At 69.9% G+C, this 18,387-nt stretch carries 17 protein-coding genes; 12 read left to right on the forward strand and 5 right to left on the reverse strand.

Annotation, left to right across the window (positions count from 1 at the left end; all coding sequences use genetic code 11):
- Positions 1 to 547: 547 nt before the first annotated feature.
- The 5 genes from BLV01_RS16755 to BLV01_RS25600 all read right to left on the reverse strand — a co-directional run bounded on the left by BLV01_RS16755 (position 548) and on the right by BLV01_RS25600 (position 4,619).
- Positions 548 to 1,252: a class II glutamine amidotransferase gene (locus tag BLV01_RS16755; protein ID WP_175486034.1), complete on the reverse strand. Its 705-nt coding sequence runs from the start codon at positions 1,250 to 1,252 to the stop codon at positions 548 to 550.
- Positions 1,253 to 1,256: 4 nt separating this feature from the next.
- Positions 1,257 to 2,690 carry a DegT/DnrJ/EryC1/StrS family aminotransferase gene (locus tag BLV01_RS16760; RefSeq protein WP_343124247.1) on the reverse strand — a complete coding sequence of 478 codons (1,434 nt, stop codon included), beginning with the start codon at positions 2,688 to 2,690 and terminating at the stop codon, positions 1,257 to 1,259.
- A 13-nt stretch (positions 2,691 to 2,703) separates the two neighbouring features.
- Positions 2,704 to 3,711 carry an aldo/keto reductase gene (locus BLV01_RS16765; RefSeq protein WP_091802518.1) on the reverse strand — a complete coding sequence of 336 codons (1,008 nt, stop codon included), beginning with the start codon at positions 3,709 to 3,711 and terminating at the stop codon, positions 2,704 to 2,706.
- A 39-nt stretch (positions 3,712 to 3,750) separates the two neighbouring features.
- Positions 3,751 to 4,260, reverse strand: coding sequence for a DUF1993 domain-containing protein (locus BLV01_RS16770; RefSeq protein ID WP_091802216.1), 510 nt, complete (start codon positions 4,258 to 4,260; stop codon positions 3,751 to 3,753).
- 71 nt (positions 4,261 to 4,331) lie between these two features.
- Positions 4,332 to 4,619, reverse strand: a complete 288-nt coding sequence (locus BLV01_RS25600) for a hypothetical protein (RefSeq protein ID WP_139178799.1) — start codon at positions 4,617 to 4,619, stop codon at positions 4,332 to 4,334.
- Between the two features lie 663 nt (positions 4,620 to 5,282).
- Between BLV01_RS25600 and BLV01_RS16775 the strand changes: the two genes are divergently transcribed.
- From BLV01_RS16775 to BLV01_RS16830, 12 genes are all read left to right on the forward strand, one after another.
- Complete coding sequence (locus BLV01_RS16775; protein WP_139178801.1) at positions 5,283 to 6,086, forward strand: 2OG-Fe(II)-dependent halogenase WelO5 family protein; 804 nt, start codon at positions 5,283 to 5,285, stop codon at positions 6,084 to 6,086.
- A 69-nt stretch (positions 6,087 to 6,155) separates the two neighbouring features.
- The gene (locus BLV01_RS16780; RefSeq protein ID WP_091802223.1) at positions 6,156 to 7,322 is read left to right on the forward strand and encodes a 2-deoxy-scyllo-inosose synthase; all 1,167 of its coding nucleotides are present in this window, start codon (positions 6,156 to 6,158) and stop codon (positions 7,320 to 7,322) included.
- Positions 7,322 to 8,050: a cupin domain-containing protein gene (locus BLV01_RS16785; RefSeq protein WP_175486036.1), complete on the forward strand. Its 729-nt coding sequence runs from the start codon at positions 7,322 to 7,324 to the stop codon at positions 8,048 to 8,050. Before BLV01_RS16780 ends, BLV01_RS16785 begins: the two co-directional genes overlap by 1 nt.
- Complete coding sequence (locus BLV01_RS16790) at positions 8,047 to 8,847, forward strand: SDR family NAD(P)-dependent oxidoreductase (protein WP_091802230.1); 801 nt, start codon at positions 8,047 to 8,049, stop codon at positions 8,845 to 8,847. The genes BLV01_RS16785 and BLV01_RS16790 overlap by 4 nt, the downstream gene beginning before the upstream one ends.
- The gene (locus tag BLV01_RS16795) at positions 8,847 to 10,238 is read left to right on the forward strand and encodes a glutamine synthetase family protein (protein ID WP_091802233.1); all 1,392 of its coding nucleotides are present in this window, start codon (positions 8,847 to 8,849) and stop codon (positions 10,236 to 10,238) included. The genes BLV01_RS16790 and BLV01_RS16795 overlap by 1 nt, the downstream gene beginning before the upstream one ends.
- A 56-nt stretch (positions 10,239 to 10,294) precedes the next feature.
- Complete coding sequence (locus tag BLV01_RS16800; RefSeq protein ID WP_091802237.1) at positions 10,295 to 10,675, forward strand: acyl carrier protein; 381 nt, start codon at positions 10,295 to 10,297, stop codon at positions 10,673 to 10,675.
- Positions 10,656 to 12,212, forward strand: a complete 1,557-nt coding sequence (locus BLV01_RS16805) for a class I adenylate-forming enzyme family protein (protein ID WP_091802239.1) — start codon at positions 10,656 to 10,658, stop codon at positions 12,210 to 12,212. Before BLV01_RS16800 ends, BLV01_RS16805 begins: the two co-directional genes overlap by 20 nt.
- Positions 12,205 to 13,395 (forward strand): FAS1-like dehydratase domain-containing protein, encoded by a 1,191-nt coding sequence (locus BLV01_RS16810; RefSeq protein WP_091802242.1) that lies wholly within the window; start codon positions 12,205 to 12,207, stop codon positions 13,393 to 13,395. The genes BLV01_RS16805 and BLV01_RS16810 overlap by 8 nt, the downstream gene beginning before the upstream one ends.
- 3 nt (positions 13,396 to 13,398) lie before the next feature.
- Entirely contained in the window at positions 13,399 to 14,745 is a 1,347-nt protein-coding gene (locus BLV01_RS16815) for an FAS1-like dehydratase domain-containing protein (protein ID WP_091802244.1), read from the forward strand.
- A gap of 20 nt (positions 14,746 to 14,765) precedes the next feature.
- Positions 14,766 to 15,953: a GNAT family N-acetyltransferase gene (locus tag BLV01_RS16820; protein ID WP_175486038.1), complete on the forward strand. Its 1,188-nt coding sequence runs from the start codon at positions 14,766 to 14,768 to the stop codon at positions 15,951 to 15,953.
- Positions 15,954 to 16,014: 61 nt separating this feature from the next.
- Positions 16,015 to 16,785, forward strand: a complete 771-nt coding sequence (locus BLV01_RS16825; RefSeq protein ID WP_175486040.1) for an FkbM family methyltransferase — start codon at positions 16,015 to 16,017, stop codon at positions 16,783 to 16,785.
- A 96-nt stretch (positions 16,786 to 16,881) separates the two neighbouring features.
- Complete coding sequence (locus BLV01_RS16830; protein WP_091802253.1) at positions 16,882 to 18,318, forward strand: MFS transporter; 1,437 nt, start codon at positions 16,882 to 16,884, stop codon at positions 18,316 to 18,318.
- The last annotated feature ends 69 nt before the right edge of the window (positions 18,319 to 18,387 follow it).

The raw sequence follows: 18,387 nt of genomic DNA on the forward strand, positions 1-18,387 counted from the left end.
CGCTGCATCGATGCCACCCCAGCTTTCGCGTGTACTTATCGGTTGTGCAATTTGCGTTCCGTGCATTCACCCGTATGCGACGTCATGTACGCATACGAACTGACGATTAGGCACAGATTCTGTTCGTGCCCCGACGGCGCCGGTCGCAGCGCGCTTATCGCGGAGCACGCTTGCGTCCGCTTCATGAAATTCAGCGTCGACAGCGCGATCCCCGTCGCCGCCTCGCGACACTGCGCGGCCGGGTCTTCATGACGTAGGTGGACGGGAGCGAGCGGATGCGGTCTCGCTCGCTGCACCGGAGATCCGCGTTTGTGCGAGGAACGAACGAAACCGCGAAGGCGACGAAGGCGTCTGCCTGAGGTGCGGGCCTGCCGCGCCGGGGCTCACCGGTCTTCCGCCGCCGCAGGAACCAGGCCCGGCGAATGTCTGCGGCCGTCATGCGCTACGCGCGGCCGGATCCGGGCCGGATCGGATGGTGCAAGCGGCCATGGCAAAGCCGGTCAGGCCATGCCGGCTGCGCAAGCGCAGCGTCCGGTGCCGATGGCGGTTACAGCTGGAACTCCAGCAAAGTCTGCGGCGGCACCGGACGCCACGCTCGCGCGGGGGCCAGGGCGGGAACCACTTCGGACGCGATCACCCGCAGGCCTTCGCCGACGAACTCCTGCATGGTGAAGTAACGCGGCCAGTTATCGCCCGGCGAGCGCCAATGGACGAGATAGGCGCGCCCTTGCCTGACCGCGATGGCATTGCCCGAGTTCGCGCCGGGTTCCGGAATCGAACGCAGCCGTTGCATCGTGGTCTCGCGGTCCAGTTCGTCGGCGCCGGCGGGAATGAGGTAGTCGAAGTATTCGGCGGAATCGAACACCGAGCGCGCCAGGCCCAGGGCTTTGTGGACGGTGGGCTGGCTGCCGTTGTGCATGAAATGCCAGTCGTCCGCGGCGCGTTGCAGCGGATGGGTGAAGCGCAGGCCGACATTGTGCGCCGGCATGGCCCGGCGCACGTGCACGGCCAGGAAGTCGGTGCGGACCTCGCACAACGGCGAAGCCAGGGCGGTATCGGCGGCGGGGCGCGGATCGCGCAGGACGCGAATGCCGGTCGGCGATGCCGGGTCGCGCCACAGCGCGCCCCAGCCGTTGGGGTGTTCGCAGAACGCGCCGTCGTGGTCGGCGGTCTGGCCGGTCGCCATCGCGACCGCAGCCGCAACGATGCTGCGTACCTGGAAATGGCCGTGGGCGACGATCATCCGGCACATGGCATCAGGCTCGCGCGGAAACGGCGGGCGTTGCCGCGGCTTGCGCGGATCCGTCCTGGCGGCCCGGCGCCCGCGAGTGCGCGTCGCCTGGCCGCGTACGCAGCGCGTCTGCGTTGGCATGCACGCGGGCGAACGCTTCGGCGATATCGGCCATGTCGGATTCCTCGCCCAGCAGCGCACTGTGATGGAACACCACAGTGCGGCGCGCCGCGCGTTCGGCTTCGGGCAGGCGGAACCGGCGCGGGTCGAGCCTGTCCAGGTGCGCGGGATCGATATGGAAACGCCGCCGGGTCGATGGCGCGTACAAGACGTTGCGATGCAGGGGCGCGTAGATCGGACGGACCGGCAGTCCCAATTCGGCGCCGACCGCTTGCGCGAAGAGGGCCGGATCGATGTCGGCGAGTGCTTCCGGCAGCGCGACCGCATAGCCGAAGTAGGTCCGCTCGCTGGTTCCGGCCGCGGTTTGCTGGGGCGCGAACCCGATCTGCCGCAGGCGCGCGTCGAGCCAGGCCGCGTTGCGGCGCCGCACCGCGTTCTGCGCATCGAGCTGGGTGAGCTGTTCGATCAGCAAGGCCGACTGGAACTCCGACAGGGCGCGGTTGCTGCCCATCAGCTCGTTGCATTCCAGCAGTTCGGGCTGGCCGCGCGCGGGCGCGAGGTCGAGGTAACGGCGACCGTCGGCGCGCAAGTACTGCAGGCGCCGCGCCAACTCGGGGTCGGCGGTGATCGCCGCGCCGCCCTCGCCGCTGGTCAGGACCTTGGTGTGGTGCATGCTGAAGGCGCCGACCCGGCCGAACGTGCCGACCTTCCGGCCCTCGTACGCGGCGCCATGCGCCTGGGAGCAGTCTTCGATCAGCGCGATGCCGTAGCGCTCGGCCAGCGCCGCCAGCCCGCGCAGATCGGCCAGCGCCGAATACAGGTGCACGACCACGATCGCCCGCGTCGCCGGCGTGATCGAGCCCTCCGCCGAGGCGATGCTCATGCACAAGGTGTCGGGATCGATGTCGGCGAAGACCGGAATGGCGTTGACGCCGGCGATGGTCGAGGCCGAGGCCACCCACGACAGCGCCGGCGTCACGACTTCGTCGCCGGCGCCGATGCCGCAGGCTTCCAGCGCCATCATCAGGCTGGCGGTGCCGCTGGCCGCCGGTACGCAGTGGGCGATCCGGTGGTAGTCGGCGAAGCGGCGGGCGAAGCGGCGGTCGGCGCTGTCCGCGCCCTGGTACGGCCCGCTGATGGACCATCGTCCCGACCGCAGGACCTCGCGCAGCGCCGCTTCGGCGCCCGGCGCCGGTTGCGGCCAGGTCGGCCAGTCCCGCGTCCTTACTGCGGGCCCTCCGTGGATCGCCAGGCGGGCGGTCATGGCATGTCGCTCCTTGCTGGTGGACGGTGTGTACGCCGAAGCGGTTGCGGCGGGGGCGGCCGCGTGGGCGCCCATCGCGGCGTCGCGCTCATGCGTCGAGCAGTTTCAACAGCGGTTCGCGATAGCGCGCGCCCGCCGCCGCATCGGGCGGAAACGCGCCGTCCAGATCGGCCAATTCGTCGGCGGACAGCGTCACCTGGAGTGCGGCGAGATTCTCTTCCAGCGCGCGCACCCGCTTGGTGCCCGGAATGGGAACGACATGCGCGCCGCGCGCCAGCACCCAGGCCAGCGCCAATTGAGCGGTGGTGACCGCTTCGCCGCGATCGCGCTTGGCCTGGGCCAGCGCCTGCAGCCGGCTCACCAGCGCCAGGTTGCGGTCGAAGTTCTCGCCCTGGAAGCGCGGGCTGTCGCGACGATAGTCGTCGGCGGCGAAATCGGTCGGGCGCTCGATCGCGCCGGTCAGGAAGCCGCGGCCGAGCGGGCTGTAAGGCACGAACGCCACGCCCAATCGCGCGCATGCGTCCAGCTGGCCGTGCCGCTCGGGATCGCGCGACCACAGCGAGTACTCGGTCTGCAGCGCCGCGATGGGGTGGACGGCGTGCGCGCGCTCCAGCGTCGCTACCGAAACCTCCGACAAGCCCAGGCAACGGACCTTGCCTTCGCGCACCAACTCGGCCATGGCGCCGACCGTGTCCTCGATCGGTACGTCGCGGTCGAGGCGATGCAGGTAATACAGGTCGATGCGCTCGATGCCCAAGCGCCTGAGGCTGTTCTCGCAGCACTGCCGCACTCTTTGCGGGCGCGCGTCCACGCCGCGCGGCGCGCTGTCGCCGACCTCGCGGACCAGACCGAACTTGGTCGCCACGAACGCCAGCTCGCGCCGCCCGCGGATGGCGCGGCCGACCAGCGTCTCGTTGCTGTGCGGCCCGTAGACGTCGGCGGTATCGAGCAGGTTGACTCCCAACTCGAGCGCGCGCTGGATCGTCGCGACCGATCCGGCATCGTCGCGTTCGCCGTAGTAGTCGCTCATGCCCATGCAGCCCAGACCCAGCGCGGATACCGCGGGGCCGTGCGCTCCCAGGTTCCGATAGTCCATCATCGTCTCCGCTTCGCCGCGCCCCCGGCGCGGTCGCGATCAGTGCGCCCCGAGAAAATCCTCCAGGCCGACTTCGACGCCGTTGTTGCGAAGGATCAGGTACGCGGTCGAGATCTGGAAATAGAAGTTGGGCACGACGTAGTGCAGGAGGTAGTCCTGGCCGCTGTCGAAGTGCGAGGTGCCGTGGCGGGTCTTCGACACCACCGGCCGGTTCTCGCTGCCGTCGATCTGCTCGGGCTTGAAGGTGTTGAGGTAGTCGATGGTCTTGTCGATGCGCGCGAACAGCTCTTCCATCGTGGCGTCGTTGTCCTCGTAGACCGGCGGCTCGAAGCCGGACAGGCGCGCCGCGCAGCCCTTGGCCATGTCGGTGGCGACCTGGACGCGCCGGCGCAGCGGATACATGTCCGGGGCCAGGCGCCCGTTGAGCAGGACGGTTTCGTCGAACTTGCGCGCTTCGGCGGAGGCGATGCCTTTGTGCAGGATGCCCTTGAGGTGGCCGAGCATGCGGATCATGACCGGGACGGAGGATTGATACATCGAGATGTGCATGACCTCTCCTTGGTGGCGACGATGGAGTGCGTTGCGAGCCGATGCCGCGCCGCATCGCGCGGCTGAATCGCTCACTGCAAAACGGGTGAATCGTTCACTGCGGACGAGGCCGGATGCGGCAGGCATGCGATGCGATCGCCATCGATCCGTTCCGACGCGCCGTTTCGCTCCGCCGGAACTTTCGTCTTGTCGAAACGCAAATTCTCGGCCTGAAGTTCCAGAATTCGATATCGATCGGCGCTATCGGACGAGCGTCGACGAACGGAAAACGAGTTCGCGATCGCGTCGAGCGGAAGCGATCGGGCGAGACGAAAGGCGCTCGCTCCATTCACGTCGATGCGCGCGTTTTCGATGGTCAATCTAATCGGACGACAATCACGATCGACCTGTCGAAGTCGGTGTCGAATGCGAAGCGCGCGGATCCGAGTGATCGATTCGTTGACGCGCGACGCAGATTAACAATCGTCGCTGCGTAGTCTTGCGCTTCATTCTCGACGCGGCGGATTCAAGCGCGTCGATGCAAGGAACAGGTCTATTCTTCGGTGCGCCGCATCGCGCGGGCATCGCAAAGACAAGGACGTTCTCATGCGAACCGTCAGCCTATCCAATACGCATCGCGCCGCGAGCCGCGGGCCGATCGATTGCCCAGCGGCGCAGCGAAAGACGCAGGGGCCCGGCCGCTTTTCCGTTTCGATCCGAAGTTGCGGCGACGCCGAGGCGGCGCCGGCATAGGCGCATGGCCGGCGAGCGCGGTCGGGTCGACGCGCTCGCGGCCGGGTCCATCCGTGGTTCGACAACGCGTATCCCGCGGCGCAAGCCCGTGCGGGCGAGGAGGTCGTCCCTGAAAGCATCCGACATAGCAACTCCGTCGCGCTGAATCCGCGTCGTCGCGGTCGGCGCTTGTCGCCAACAACAACGGCACTCGTGGTGCGCCGCCGGCGCGCCGACGGGCGAGGCTTGGCATCGGATCGCGCTGCGGTCCACGGGCGCGCTCGGCCGTCACTTCATTCAGAGGCAGCGTCATGTCCGACAATTGGGATCGTGTGGTGTATCAGGCAGATGGTTCGGTCATCGGGTCGCAACCCTTGCGCGGATTGATCGACGGCGACTACCCGGTCGTGCTGTTGAAGGGGTTGCTGTCCGAGGAGCTGCTGTCCAGCGGGCGCGAGAAGATCTCGCAGCTCTACGACAGCGCGCTGATCACGCCCTACGTCAACGGTTCGCTGACCTTGATCGGGACGTTCCTGGTCAAGTACCTGCACAACGTCAACGAGTATTTCAGCGCCGCCAAGGGCGCCGAAGACCGCGCCCAGGCCGTCGGCTTCGACCTGGCCCGGCAGGCCCGGTCCAAGCTGCAGCACGCGCTCGGGCTCAAGCGGTTCGAGGTCGCCAGCGAAACCGACGGGCGCCAGTACGCCAGCTCCAACGTGCGCATCTGCAAGAACGACATCGACACCCCGCTGCACAACGACAACATCATGCGCGACGGGGCCTCGTCGCAACTGGTGCTGGCCAAGCTCAGGCACCAGCTCAGCTGCGTGGTCTGCGTGCAGGGCACCGGCGACGGCGGCGAACTGAGCATCTACCGCAAGCCGTGGTCGCCGGCCGACGAGGCCTACAAGGTCTCCAACGGCCTGGGCTACGACCTGGGCGTGGTCAAGGACGTGCCGGTGCATCGCTTCCGTCCCCAGACCGGCGACGTCTATCTGCTCAATCCGACCTACCACCATGCGGTCGAGCGCGTGCGCGGCATCGACCGCATCACGCTGGGGTTCTTCTTCGGCTTCTTCGACGACCGGCTCGAGGAAGGCGTCACCTGGGTCTGAGCGCGGCGCCCGCCGGGCGCGCCTCGGGTATCGGCTTGTACGCGCAACATTTCGGCAAGGACGATCGCTATGGATTCCTCGTTCGATGCAGGCGCCACCGTGCTGCGGGAGATCCGCTTCGGCGAGGTGCGCTACGACTTCTACGTGAGCGCCGGCGACGGCGCCTGGGACGAACTGCGGCGGCGGCTGTCGCTGCTGGACTGCGACCGCTTCATCGTGGTCGCCGACCAGGGGCTGCCGGCGGCGGTGGTGAACAAGGTCGAATCGGTGTTCGCCTCGGTCGCGCCGACCGTGGCGCTGGCCGCGACGCCGAGCGAGAAGGCCAAGAACATCGCCGCCATCGACGAGCTGGCCGAGCAGGCCATCCGCGCCGGCGCGACCCGGCGCTCGTGCGTGGTGGCGTTGGGCGGCGGCGTGGTCGGCAACGTCGCCGGCCTGCTCGCCGGCCTGCTGTATCGCGGCGTTCGCCTCATCCACGTGCCCACCACGCTGTTGAGCATGTCCGACTCGGTGCTGTCGCTCAAGCAGGCGGTGAACTCGCGCTTGGGCAAGAACCACCTGGGCGTGTTCCATCCGCCGACGCTGGTCTGGAACCAGCTGGAATTCCTGGATTCGCTGCCGGTCGAGGAGATCAAGTCGGCGCTGTGCGAGACGGTCAAGAACGTACTGGCGATATGTCCGGAGCGCTACGACTGGCTGGCCGCCAACCTGCGCGCCGACGGGCGCTACTCGCATGCGGCGATCGCCGGTTTCATCGATCTGTGCGTCGACGCCAAGACCCGGGTGATGGTCGACGACCGGCTCGAAAAGCAGGGCGGGCTGATCCTGGAATACGGCCACACCATCGGCCACGCCGCCGAACTGCTCAGCGGCGGCCGGCTCCGCCACGGCATCGCGATCGGCATCGGCATGCTGGCCGCCGCGCGCATCTCGCGCCTGCTGGGCTACCTGAGCGCGGCCGACGAAACGGCGCACATCGAGCTGCTGGCGCGCAACGGCGTGCCGATGGCCTATCCCGACGACATCGACGCGGCGGCGATCCTGCAGAAGGTCCGCTTCGACAACAAGCGCGGCTATGTCCGCGCGCGCGCGGACTGCTGCGATTTCATCCTGCTCGACGGGTTGGGCAAGCCGCACCTCAACGACGGCAGCCTGATCAGCCAGGTGGGCACCGACATCGTATGGGCGGGCCTGGAGGCGGTCGCCGCCACGGCCACATTGGAAGGAGCGGCGTGATGGGCACGGTAGTCAGCGGGCAGCGGCGTCCCTTCGGGCCGATCGCCAACACCATCGACGGCCTCGCCGTCACCCACAGCCAGATCGGCGGAAAGGGCATCTGCCGCTGGAAGATGCTCATGAACGGCATGCACCTGGAAGGCCGGTGGAACTGCGTGGAGTACGTGGTGATCGAGCCGGGCGGCGCGGTCGGCGAGCACGTGCATACGCGCACCGAGGAGATCTACTACATCATCGGCGGCGAAGCGGTCATGACCGTCAACGGCGCCGAACTGCACTGCGCCGCCGGCGACTTGATCACCACGCCGATCGGCACCTCGCACGCCATCGAGAACCGCTCCGGCCGCGACATGCAGTTCTTCGTCGTCGAGGTGTTCCCGGGCGAAGGCGCCGCGGCCGAGCCGATGCGCGTGCGCATTCCCGAGTGCGCGCGCAACGCCGCGGACGGTTCGGTCGAGGTCGATCTGCAGCCGCATTTCACCGGCGACTGGCGGCGCTTTCGCTGGATCGAGATCGCCGGCGCCGGCGCGCAGCGGGACACGCCGGCCGATTCGCAGGTGATCCACGTGCTCGAAGGCGAGGCGGAGATCGAGGTGGACGGCGCGTCGCGCTACCACGGCGGCCCGGGCCTGTCCGTTGCCGTGCCGCCGAAGCTGTCGCGGCGGATACGCAATACCGATCCGGCCCGGCCGCTGCGCGCGATCATCACCGAAGTGGGGGCCGCGTGAATCTCAACCTGCAAGGTCGGGTGGTGGTCGTCACCGGCGCGGCCAGCGGCATCGGCGCCGAGACCGCGCGGTGCTTCGCCGCCGAAGGCGCGGCGCTGGCGTTGGTGGATCGCGACGGCGACCGGCTGGCGCAGTTGCAGCAGGAGCTGCGCGCGCAGGCGCGGGTGTACAGCGTGGTCGCCGATCTCTCCAGCGCCGCCCAGGTGGAAGCGGCGATGGCGACGGTGCTGCGCGAGTACGACGGCGAGATCGACGTACTGGTCAACAACGTCGGCCAATGCCTGGCGCGCAGCTTCGACGAGCTGAGCGATGCGGACTGGCTGGCGACCTTCGAGATCAACTTCCTCAGCGCAGTCAGGGCCGCGCGGCATCTGTTGCCGGTCATGCGCCGGCGCGGCGCCGGCGCCATCGTCACCAACGCCTCCGATCTGGCCCGCCAGCCGGAGGCCAGTCCGCCCGACTACCAGGTATCCAAAGTAGCGCTGGTGAGCCTGACCAAAAGCCTGGCGCTGGCCGAAGGCCCGGCCGTACGCGTCAACGCGGTCGCGCCAGGGCCGGTGTGGACGCCGTTGTGGACGCGCCCGGGCGGCTTCGCCGACACCCTCGGCCATCTGCACGGCCGCGACGCCAAGGCCGCGGTCGAGTACGAACTGAGCAAGCGCCAGCTGCCGCTCGGGCGCATGGGCGAGCCGCGCGAGATCGCGGCGGTGATCGCCTTCCTCGCATCGGACGCCGCGTCCTTCGTCACCGGCAGCGTCTGGGGCGTGGACGGCGGCAGCATCCGCGGGCTGCTGTGATGACCCGGACCCCGCCCAGCATCGACCCTGCCCTGCTGCACGCAGGCGCCGAACGGGTGCTCGACGCCGTCGGCCGCGCCGGCATCGAGCTGATCCGCTTCCTGTGGGTCGACCACAGCGGAATCGCGCGCGGCAAGGCGGTCGCCCGCGACTACCTCTGCGAGCGCATGACCTCCGGGATCGGCGTCGCCAAGTGCCGCCAGGCCGCCGACCTGCTCGACGCGGTGCAGCCGCTGCCGGGATTCGGCGCGGTCGGCGAAGCCCGGCTGCTGCCCGACCCGGATACGTTCGTCGCCTTGCCGCATGCGCCGGGCTCGGCGGCGATGTTGTGCGACCTGGTCGAAGCCGACGGCCGGCCCTGGGGCGCGTGCCCGCGCGAGTTCCTCAAGCGCGCCGTCGCCGAGGCCGCGGAACTGGGCTTCGAGGTGGTCGCCGCGTTCGAGCCGGAATTCACCCTGTGCCGCGGCCGGCCGGGCGCGGACGGGCTGACCTTGTTCGACGAATCGCTGTGCTTCGACAACGCCGGTTTCGACCTCGCCAACGATTTCGCCGTCGATCTGGTCCGCGCGCTGACCGGGCAGGGCATCGGCGTGGAGCTCTACCATCCCGAGTTCGGCGCGGGCCAGCACGAGATGACCTGCCGCTACCAGCCCGCGCTGCGCGCCGCCGACCACCACGTGTGGCAGCGCCAGCTCACCCGCGCCGCGGCGATGCGCCACGGCTGCTGGGCGACGTTCGCGCCGGCGCCCGGGCCGGGGCTGCGCGGCAACGGCAACCACGTGCATCTGTCGCTGTGGCGCGAGGGCCGCAACGCGTTCGCCGATGCCGACGACGGCTGCGGGCTGTCGCCGCTGGCCTACCGCTTCATCGGCGGCCTGCTGGCGCATGCGGCCGCGCTGAGCGGCTTGACCTGCGCGAGCGTGAACAGCTATCGCCGCTTGCGGCCCGGCATGTGGTCCGGCGCGCACGCCTGTTACGGCCTGGACAACCGCGAAGCCTGCATCCGCATTCCCTCGACCCTGCGCGGGCGCGAGAACGATTCGGTCAACATCGAATTCAAAGGCTGCGATGCGACCGCGAACCCGTATCTGGCGCTGGGCGCGCTGATCTTCGCCGGCCTCGACGGCGTCCGCCGCGACCTGCACCCCGGCGCGCCGGCGACCCAGGACCCCAACCGCATGAGCGAGGACGAACGCCGCCGCGCCGGCATCGGCCGATTGCCGGCCTCGCTGGGCGAGGCGGTGGCCGCGCTGGAGCGCGACGAACTGCTGATGGACCGGCTCGGCGCGCTGCGCCACCAGCCGTACCTGGCGATCAAGCGCGCCGATATCCGCAGCTTCGAACGCGAGACGGAGGACTTCGAATTCCATGTCCATGCCACCCGTTACTGATCGCAGGGCGCGGACCGTCGGTCCGCGCGAAAACCCATCGAACCCAGGGGCCGACAATGAACGTACATAAGGATTCGGTGCTCGACGCGCCGGCGCCGCAGGCGGCGGAGTCCGCCGCCGCGGCAAACGGCGAAGCGGCGACGGCGATCGGCCTCCCGCGCGCGGCCTGCGGGCGAAGCGGCCCGCACCCGGCGCTTTGCGCCGAGCTGTCGGCGTACGTGCGCGAGACCTTCCTGCCGCTGCGCCCGGACCACCCGCTGGCGCAGGACGACGACCTGATCGAGACCGGCGTGCTGGATTCGCTGGCCTTCATCGAGCTGGTGGCGCAGATCGGACGGCGCTACCGCATCGAGGTCGCCGATACCGACGTGACCGGCGAGAACTTCGGCTCCATCGCCGCGATAGCGCGCTACGTCGATGACCGGCGACCGCGCTGACTTCGGCTCGCTGAGCCACGCGCTGGAGCGCAGCGCCGCCGCGACGCCGGAGCGCATCGCGGTGGAGAGCGGCGGCGAGCGCATCGGCTACGGCGAATTCGCCGCCGCGGCCCGGCGCTGCGCGGGCGGGCTGGGCGAACTCGGCGTGCGCCGCGGCGACCGCGTGGCCGTCGCCCTGCCCAACGGCATCGCCGCGGCCGTGGCCCTGTACGGCGCATTGCGCGCCGGCGCGGCGATCGTTCCGCTCAATCCCGGCATCAAGGGCGACAAGCTCGCGGCGATCCTCGAGGACTGCCAGGCCAAGGTCCTGATCGGCACCGCGGCGCTGGCCGCGCAGCTGCCGTCGGCGCGCGCGCAGCCGCTGATCGTCGCCGCCGACGGCGCCGCGCCCGCGGCGCATGCCTCGCTCGACGAACTGATGCGGGCGCCCGAACGCGGTGCGCAGGTGCTCGAGGTCGACCTGGCCGCGGTCATCTATACCTCCGGCTCGACCGGCGTGCCCAAGGGCGTGGTGCTGAGCCACCGCAACATGGCGTTCGCGTCGGCCTCGATCTGCGCCTACCTGGGCATGCATGGCGACGACAGGATCCTGTCGACCCTGCCGCTGTCGTTCGACTACGGCCTGTACCAGCTGCTGCTGTGCGCGCACGTCGGCGCCAGCCTGCTGCTGGAGCCGGGCATGGGCTATCCCGGCGAACTGGTGCGCATGCTGCACGAGCGCGGCGTCACCGGGCTGCCGGGCGTGCCGACCCTGTTCCGGGTGCTGTTGTCGCTGCCGGGGCTGGACAAGCGCGACTGGCCGCAACTGCGCTTGATCACCAACACCGGCGCGGCGCTGTCGGGCGATACCATCCAGTCGCTGCGCAGGATCTTCCCGCAGGCGCGGCTGTATTCGATGTACGGGCTCACCGAGTGCAAGCGGGTCAGCTACCTGCCGCCGGAGGAGCTGGACCGCCGGCCCGACTCGGTCGGCATCGCGATTCCCGGCACCGAGGTCTGGATCGAAGGCGAGCGCGGCGAGCGCCTGCGCGCGGGCGAGGTCGGCGAGCTGATGGTGCGCGGTCCGCACGTGATGCAGGGCTATTGGAACGCTCCCGCGGCCACCGCCGAGCGCCTGCGCGCCGGCCGCTGGCCGTGGGAGCGGGTGCTGGCCACCGGCGATCTGTTCCGCCAGGACGCGCAGGGCTTCCTGTACTTCGTCGGCCGCCGCGACGACATCATCAAGTCGCGCGGCGAAAAGGTCTCGCCGCGGGAAATCGAGAACGTGCTGCTGGCCGCGCCCGGCGTGCTGGATGCGGCGGTGCTCGGCGTCGCCCACGAAGTCCTCGGCCAGGCGATCTGGGCGCACGTGTCGCCGAGGCCGGGCGCGGCGCTGGACGCGCGCGAGCTGGACCGTTTCTGCCGCGAACGGCTGGAGCCGCACCTGGTGCCGGCGCGCTTCGCGATCCACGCGCAACTGCCCAAGTCGGCGAACGGCAAGATCGACAAGCGCGCGCTCGCCCAGCCCCTTCCACAACCGGAACACGACCATGGGTGAGGTTTCGTTCGAATCCGAAACGCTGCAGCGCAAGGCCGGCGAGATGCCGTGGCTGGCGCAGCGCAGCCGGCGCCTGCTCGGCGGCGCCGCGCTGGACGTCCCCGCCGGCGTCGCCGTCGCCGACTGGCTCGCGATCTCGCGCTATGTGGCCGCCACCGGCGACGACAATCCGCTTTACCTCGACCCGGTCTACGGCGCCGGGTCGTGGTGGCGCACGCAACTGGCTCCGCCCGGATTCGTGCTGTCGATCGCGGTGCCCGAGTCGGTCGGCGCGTTGTACGAGGAAAGCGTCGACGCGGTGGAATGCCTGGACCGGGTCGAGCTGTGGTGGAACGACCACATCCGCCTCGGCGACCGGGTCGGCGCGCGCAGCCATATCGTCGAAGCCGGTCCGGGCGAGGATGCCGACGCCGATGCCGGCGTCGAGGTGGTCACCGAGGCCGACTATCGCAGCGAAGGCCGCCGGATCGCGCGGGCGCGCGGGCGCGTGCGGATCCGGCCGTTGCGACTGGGATCGCAGCGGCTGGTCGAGCGCGACATGCACCGCTACACGCCCGAGCAGGTCGAACGCATCGAGGCCGGCCTAGCGGCGGAGCCGGCGCCGCGCGGCGGCTTGCCGCGGTTCCATGGCGAACTGGCCGTGGGCGAGGCGTTGCCGCCGACGGTGCGCGGGCCGATGACCTGGTCGGAACTGCAGAGCTGGATGGTCGCCGAAGGGCGGCCGGCGCCGGCCGGCAATCTGCGCCATCGCGAACTGCTCGCGCAGCCGGGCAATATCCGCGCCCATGCCGCCACCGACTGGGCGGTCTGCGACCGGCGCCAGGCGCGCGAAGACCTGTCGGCCTGCGCCGACGTCGGCTTCCCCGCGCCCAGCATCCGCGGCTCGATGGCGGTCGCGCTGGCGACCCAGCAGGTCACCGCCTGGATGGGCGATGCCGCGTTCCTGCGGCAGATCTGCGTATCGCTGCCGGCGCCGGTGCTGTACGGCGACACGCTGTTCCTCGGCGGCCGGGTCGCGGACAAGTATGTGCAGCGCATCGACGGGCGCGAGTTCTTCGCCGCCGCGCTGGAACTGCACGCGCGCAACCAACTCGACGAGACGGTGATGCGGGCCACCGCCATCGTGTTCCTGCCCGAACGCGGGCGCCCGCTGCAGCTTCCGATCGAAGCGGAGATGTTCTGAGCCATGGCCATCGCCTTCCAGTTCGACACCGTCATCGACGAATTCCTGGCCCGCAGCCGCGAGTTGATCGGCTTGGAGAGCCGCGAGGACCGGCCGCCGCGGATCGGGCCCGCGGCGGCGAACGAGCCGATGCCGGGCGAGCGCATACGCAGCCTGTTCACCCTCGACGAGGACAGCATCCGCCGCTACGCGCGGACCATCGGCGACGACAATCCCTTGTTCACCGACCCGCAGTACGGGCGCGCCTCGATCCACGGCAGCCAGATCGCGCCCGGGCCGATCCTGGTCCACTGCCGCTATCCCGCCGACCACGGCGCCAGCCGCGAACACGGCTATCCGCTGGCCAACTTCATCGGCAACGTCGCCTGGGAGTTCTACGACGTGGTCCGGCCGGGCACGGCGGTATCGACTTCCAAGGTCCTGCGCGAAGTGCTGGAACCGCGCGGCGCGCGCGGCGGCCGGATCCTGCTGCTGGTGTGCGAGGTGGTCTACAGCGACGAGTTCGGAAAAGCACTGGCCAAGGCCTACGGCACGCTGGTGCAGGTGCCGATGAAGAGCATGGGCGAGAGCCGGGCGATGCCGCTGGAATCCGTCGACGACAGCCAGTTGTACGAGCGCCGGCCGCATCGTTACCAGGCCGGCGAAACCGAGGCGATCCTGGCCGGGATGCAGGACGAGGCGCGCCGCGGCGCCGAGCCGCGCTATTGGGAGGATGTCGCCGTCGGCGAGGTGCTGGCGCCGATCGTGCAGCCGCCGTATGCGCTGCCGGACGCGCTGAGCTACCAGTCGCTGCACCAGGGGCTGGTGGCGGGCTACGGCGGCGGCGTGCTGGGGCGTTCGTTCGCGCCGGCCTATCGGGCGATCAAGGCCGGGTGGGGGTACCCCGATTTTTCCCGGCTGCATCCGGTCACGCAGTGGCCGCACACGCCCGGCGACGAGCATGAGGACGCGTGGCTGTGCGGATTCCGCGGTCAGCCGCTGCCCTTCGATTTCGGCATCCAGCGCGGCCAGATTCCGCAGCGTCTGATCGGCAACTGGGCCGGCGACAGCGGCTTCTGCCGCAAGCTGTCGATGGCGATGGGCCGCCCGCTGTTCCACGGCGACGCGTTGACGGTGCGCGGCCGGGTGATCGCCAAGAGGATCGACCGCGAGGGCGAATCCGGTCAGCGCTATCACTGCGCGGTGGTCGCGATGGACGCCGCCAACCAGCGCGGCGAAACCGTCTCGCGCGGTTACGCCAGCGTGTACCTACCCAGCCGCGGCGAAGGCGCGCCGGCGCTGCCGATCCCGCTCGCGCGCACGCCACCCTATGTTCCGTATGATCGCCACCGTTCGCAGGAATGGTTCTGACGATGTCCGCCGGAGGCGATATGCAGTTGGAAACGATCACCGACCCCGCACGACTGGAGCCGGAGCGCTGGGACCGGCTCGCGCATCCCTCGCTGTATCTGTCCAGCGATTGGCTGCGCGCGCGCAGCCGCACGGTGAAGGCGGCCGGGCGGCTGGCGCTGCTGTCGGACCGCGACGGCCCGCTGGCCGCGGCCGCGTGCTACCTCAGCGACGAAAACGCCCACCCGGGCTATTTCCCGCCGCGACTGCTGGGCATCGATTGCCTGGACGAGGCGGCGCTGGGTTCGCCCGCACAGGCGCAGGCGCTGGCGCAGTTCCACGCCCAGCTCAAGCAAGGCGCTGCGGACTGGAGCCCGTCGCTGGTGGTCGCCGCCCCGGGCCGCTACGGCGGCGCCAGCTTCCGCGCCGGCCTCGATGCGCAGGCGGCGGCGCGCGCACGCGCGCAGTTGGTCGAGGCGATCGAGGACCGGGCGCAGCGCGACGCGGCGCGATCGCTGTGCTGGCTGTATCTGATCGAAGGCGAAGACCCGCTGCTGGAAGCGGCCCTCGCCGAACGCGGCTATGGCCGGCTGATCCTGGATGCGGAATGCTACATGCCGTTGCCGTGGGACGACTTCGACGGCTACCTGGACAGCTTCCGCGCCGAGTACCGCGGCACGGTCAAGCACGAAATGGCCGCGTTCGACGCCGCCGGGGTGCAGGTGGAACTGCGCGGCGCCGATGCGCTGGACGCGGAACTGGCGGCGCTGGAGCGGCAGTGGCGGTTGAAGTACGGCCGCACCCCGGAGCTGGAGGAGATCGTCGCCGACTACGACGAACTGCGCGCGCACCTGTCCGACCGGTTGCGGGTGTTCGTGGCCGTGCAGGACGGCCGCGCGATCGGGTTTTCGGTGTTCCTCGACGACGGCGAGACCTGGTACTCGCGCTTCGGCGGCTTCAGCTACGACGAAGGCAACCTGTTCTTGTACTTCAACCTGCTGTTCTACCGTCCGCTTCAGGCGATGATCGAGCGCGGCGTGCGGGTCGCGCGTTATTCGCTCAAGTCCTACGAGGCCAAGCGCAGCCGCGGTTGCCTGTTGCGCCATGTGCTGGCCTTCGTCAAGCCGCCCCCGGATTGGCCGTCGATGCGGCCGGTCCTGGACCTGCTCGACCACGCCCAGGCCGAGCGCTTCGCGCAGATATCCCGCCGCCGCATCAGCAAGCGCTGAGCCCGGCGGGGCGCGGCCGCGTGGGCCTTCCTTCCACCGCGAGACCAACGGAGCGAGCACCATGTCCACGCCCCAGCCGACCGCCCATGTTCCGCTGCCCAACGGCTTGACCCTGTACCTGCAGTCGGCGCACATGCGCGCGGCAGCCGAGTACGTCGTCGACGAGATCTTCGTCGAGAAGCAGTACCAGCGCGAGGGATTCGAGATCGGCCATGCCGATACGGTGGTGGACATCGGCGCCAACATGGGCGTGTTCGCGCTGTGGGCGTCGCCGCAGGCGCCGGCGGGGCGCGTGATCTCGGTCGAGCCGGTGCAGGAAATGATGGATTGCCTGCGCAGCAACCTCGACGCCAACCGCATCCGCAACGTCAGCGCGGTACAGGCGGCGGTGGGGCCGTCGGGGCAGAAGATCGAACTCACCTATTATCCGGGCTTCAACATCATCTCCCATCGCTCCGACTTCCGCCGGCCGGCGTATGCGCGCCTGAAGATGTACTTGAAGAACTGGCGGGTCTGGCGCGCGCCCGAGCGGGTCCGGGCCGCCTGCATCTCGGTCGGCGAATTGCTCGACGAGCATGGCGTGGACCGGGTCGACCTGCTCAAGATCGATTGCGAGGGCGGCGAGTACGAGATCGTCCGCGGCATGAGCGAGCGCGACTGGAGCCGGATCGACCGCATCGTCATGGAGTTCCACGAGTACCACAAGGACCAGCGCCACGAGCAACTGGTCGAACTGTTGCGCAACCGCGGCTTCGAGGTCGAGGTGGAGAAGGATGCGATGACTTACCGGTTGATGCGCTTCGGCACCCTGTGGGCCAGGCGCGCGCATTGACCGCGCGCGCGTCGCCGGGCCGCGCGCCCGGGACGCGGCCGCCGCCGCGGCTGCGGCTGCGGCGCGTCGCCGCCGCCGCGATGCGGGCGTGACCGCATGAGGCCGGACGCGCCCGCGGACAAGCGCCATCCCCTGCTGCCGCTGGTGCTGTCGTGCGCCTTGTTCATCGAGAACATGGACTCGTCCGCGCTCGCGACCTCGCTGCCGGCGATCGCCGCGGACCTGGGAACCGATGCCATCTCGTTGAAGCTGGCGTTGACCGCATACCTGCTCGCGGTCGCCATGTTCATGCCGGTCAGCGGCTGGATCGCCGATCGCATCGGCGCGCGGCGCGCGTTTCTGGCTGCGGTCGGCCTGTTCCTGCTGGGTTCGGCGGCGTGCGCGCTCAGCGCCAGCGCCCAGGCTCTGGTCGCCGCGCGCTTCCTGCAGGGAACCGGCGGCGCCTTGATGGTGCCGGTGGGGCGGTTGGTGTTGCTGCGTGCGGTCCCCAAGAGCGAGCTGGTCAGGGCGATGAGCTGGTTGACCATCCCCGCGTTGATCGGGCCGATGATCGGACCGCCGCTGGGCGGCTTCATCACCACCTATTTCGACTGGCGCGGGATCTTCCTGATCAACATTCCGATCGGCCTGCTCGGCATCGCCCTGGCGAAGCGGGTGATTCCCGACGTGCGCGAGCCGCCGCCGCCGCTGGACCGGCTGGGGCTGGCGCTGACCGCGCCGGGGCTGGCGGCGGCGATGTTCGGTTTCGCCAGCCTGGGCCAGCGCGCGGTGCCCGTCGCGGCGTCCGTGGCGGCGCTGGCAGTCGGCGCCGGCTTGCTGGCCGGGTACGCGGTGCATGCGGCCAGGCACCCGCATCCCTTGCTGGAACTGCGGCTGCTGCGGATCGAAACCTACCGCGCCGGCGTGGTGGGCGGCTCCTTGTTCCGCGTCGGCGTCGGCGCGACCGTATTGCTGGTGCCGCTGATGCTGCAATTGGGGTTCGGCCTGGATCCGTTGCAGACCGGCTTGCTGGTGTTCGTCTCTTCGATCGGGGCGATGTCGATGAAGCTGGTGGTGACGCCGCTGCTGCGCCGGTTCGGTTTTCGCAGGGCGCTGCTCGGCAACGTACTGGTCGCATCGGCGCTGGTCTGCGGCTTCGGCCTGTTCCGCGCGCAAACCCCGCATCTGTGGCTGGCGGCGGCGTTGTTCGCGGTGGGCTGCTCGCGTTCGCTGCAGTTCACCAGCCTCAACGCGATCAGCTTCGCCGAGGTGGATGCGCGCGCCATGGCGTCGGCGACGAGCCTGGCCGGGACCATGGTCCAGCTGTCGCTGAGCCTGGGCGTGGTCGTCGGCGCGCACGCGCTCGAACTCTCCGCCGCGGCGACCGGCCGGCCGGTCGCCGACCCGCTGGGGTTCCGCATCGCCTTCGCCGTGGTCGCAGCGATATCGCTGGCTTCGGCGTGGTCGCTTTGGCGCCTGCGCGACGACGCGGGCAGCGAACTCTCCGGCCATGTGCGGGCGGGCGCGCACGACGATGCGGGCGCCAAGCCTTAGCCTGGATCGCTCAAGTCGGGGCGCTTGTGCCGGCCGGCTCCACGGGCGGGCGCCTGGGCGGATCCGCGG

Origin of the sequence: Lysobacter sp. yr284 (genome assembly GCF_900107375.1) — a bacterium.
Classification (GTDB): Bacteria; Pseudomonadota; Gammaproteobacteria; order Xanthomonadales; family Xanthomonadaceae; genus Lysobacter.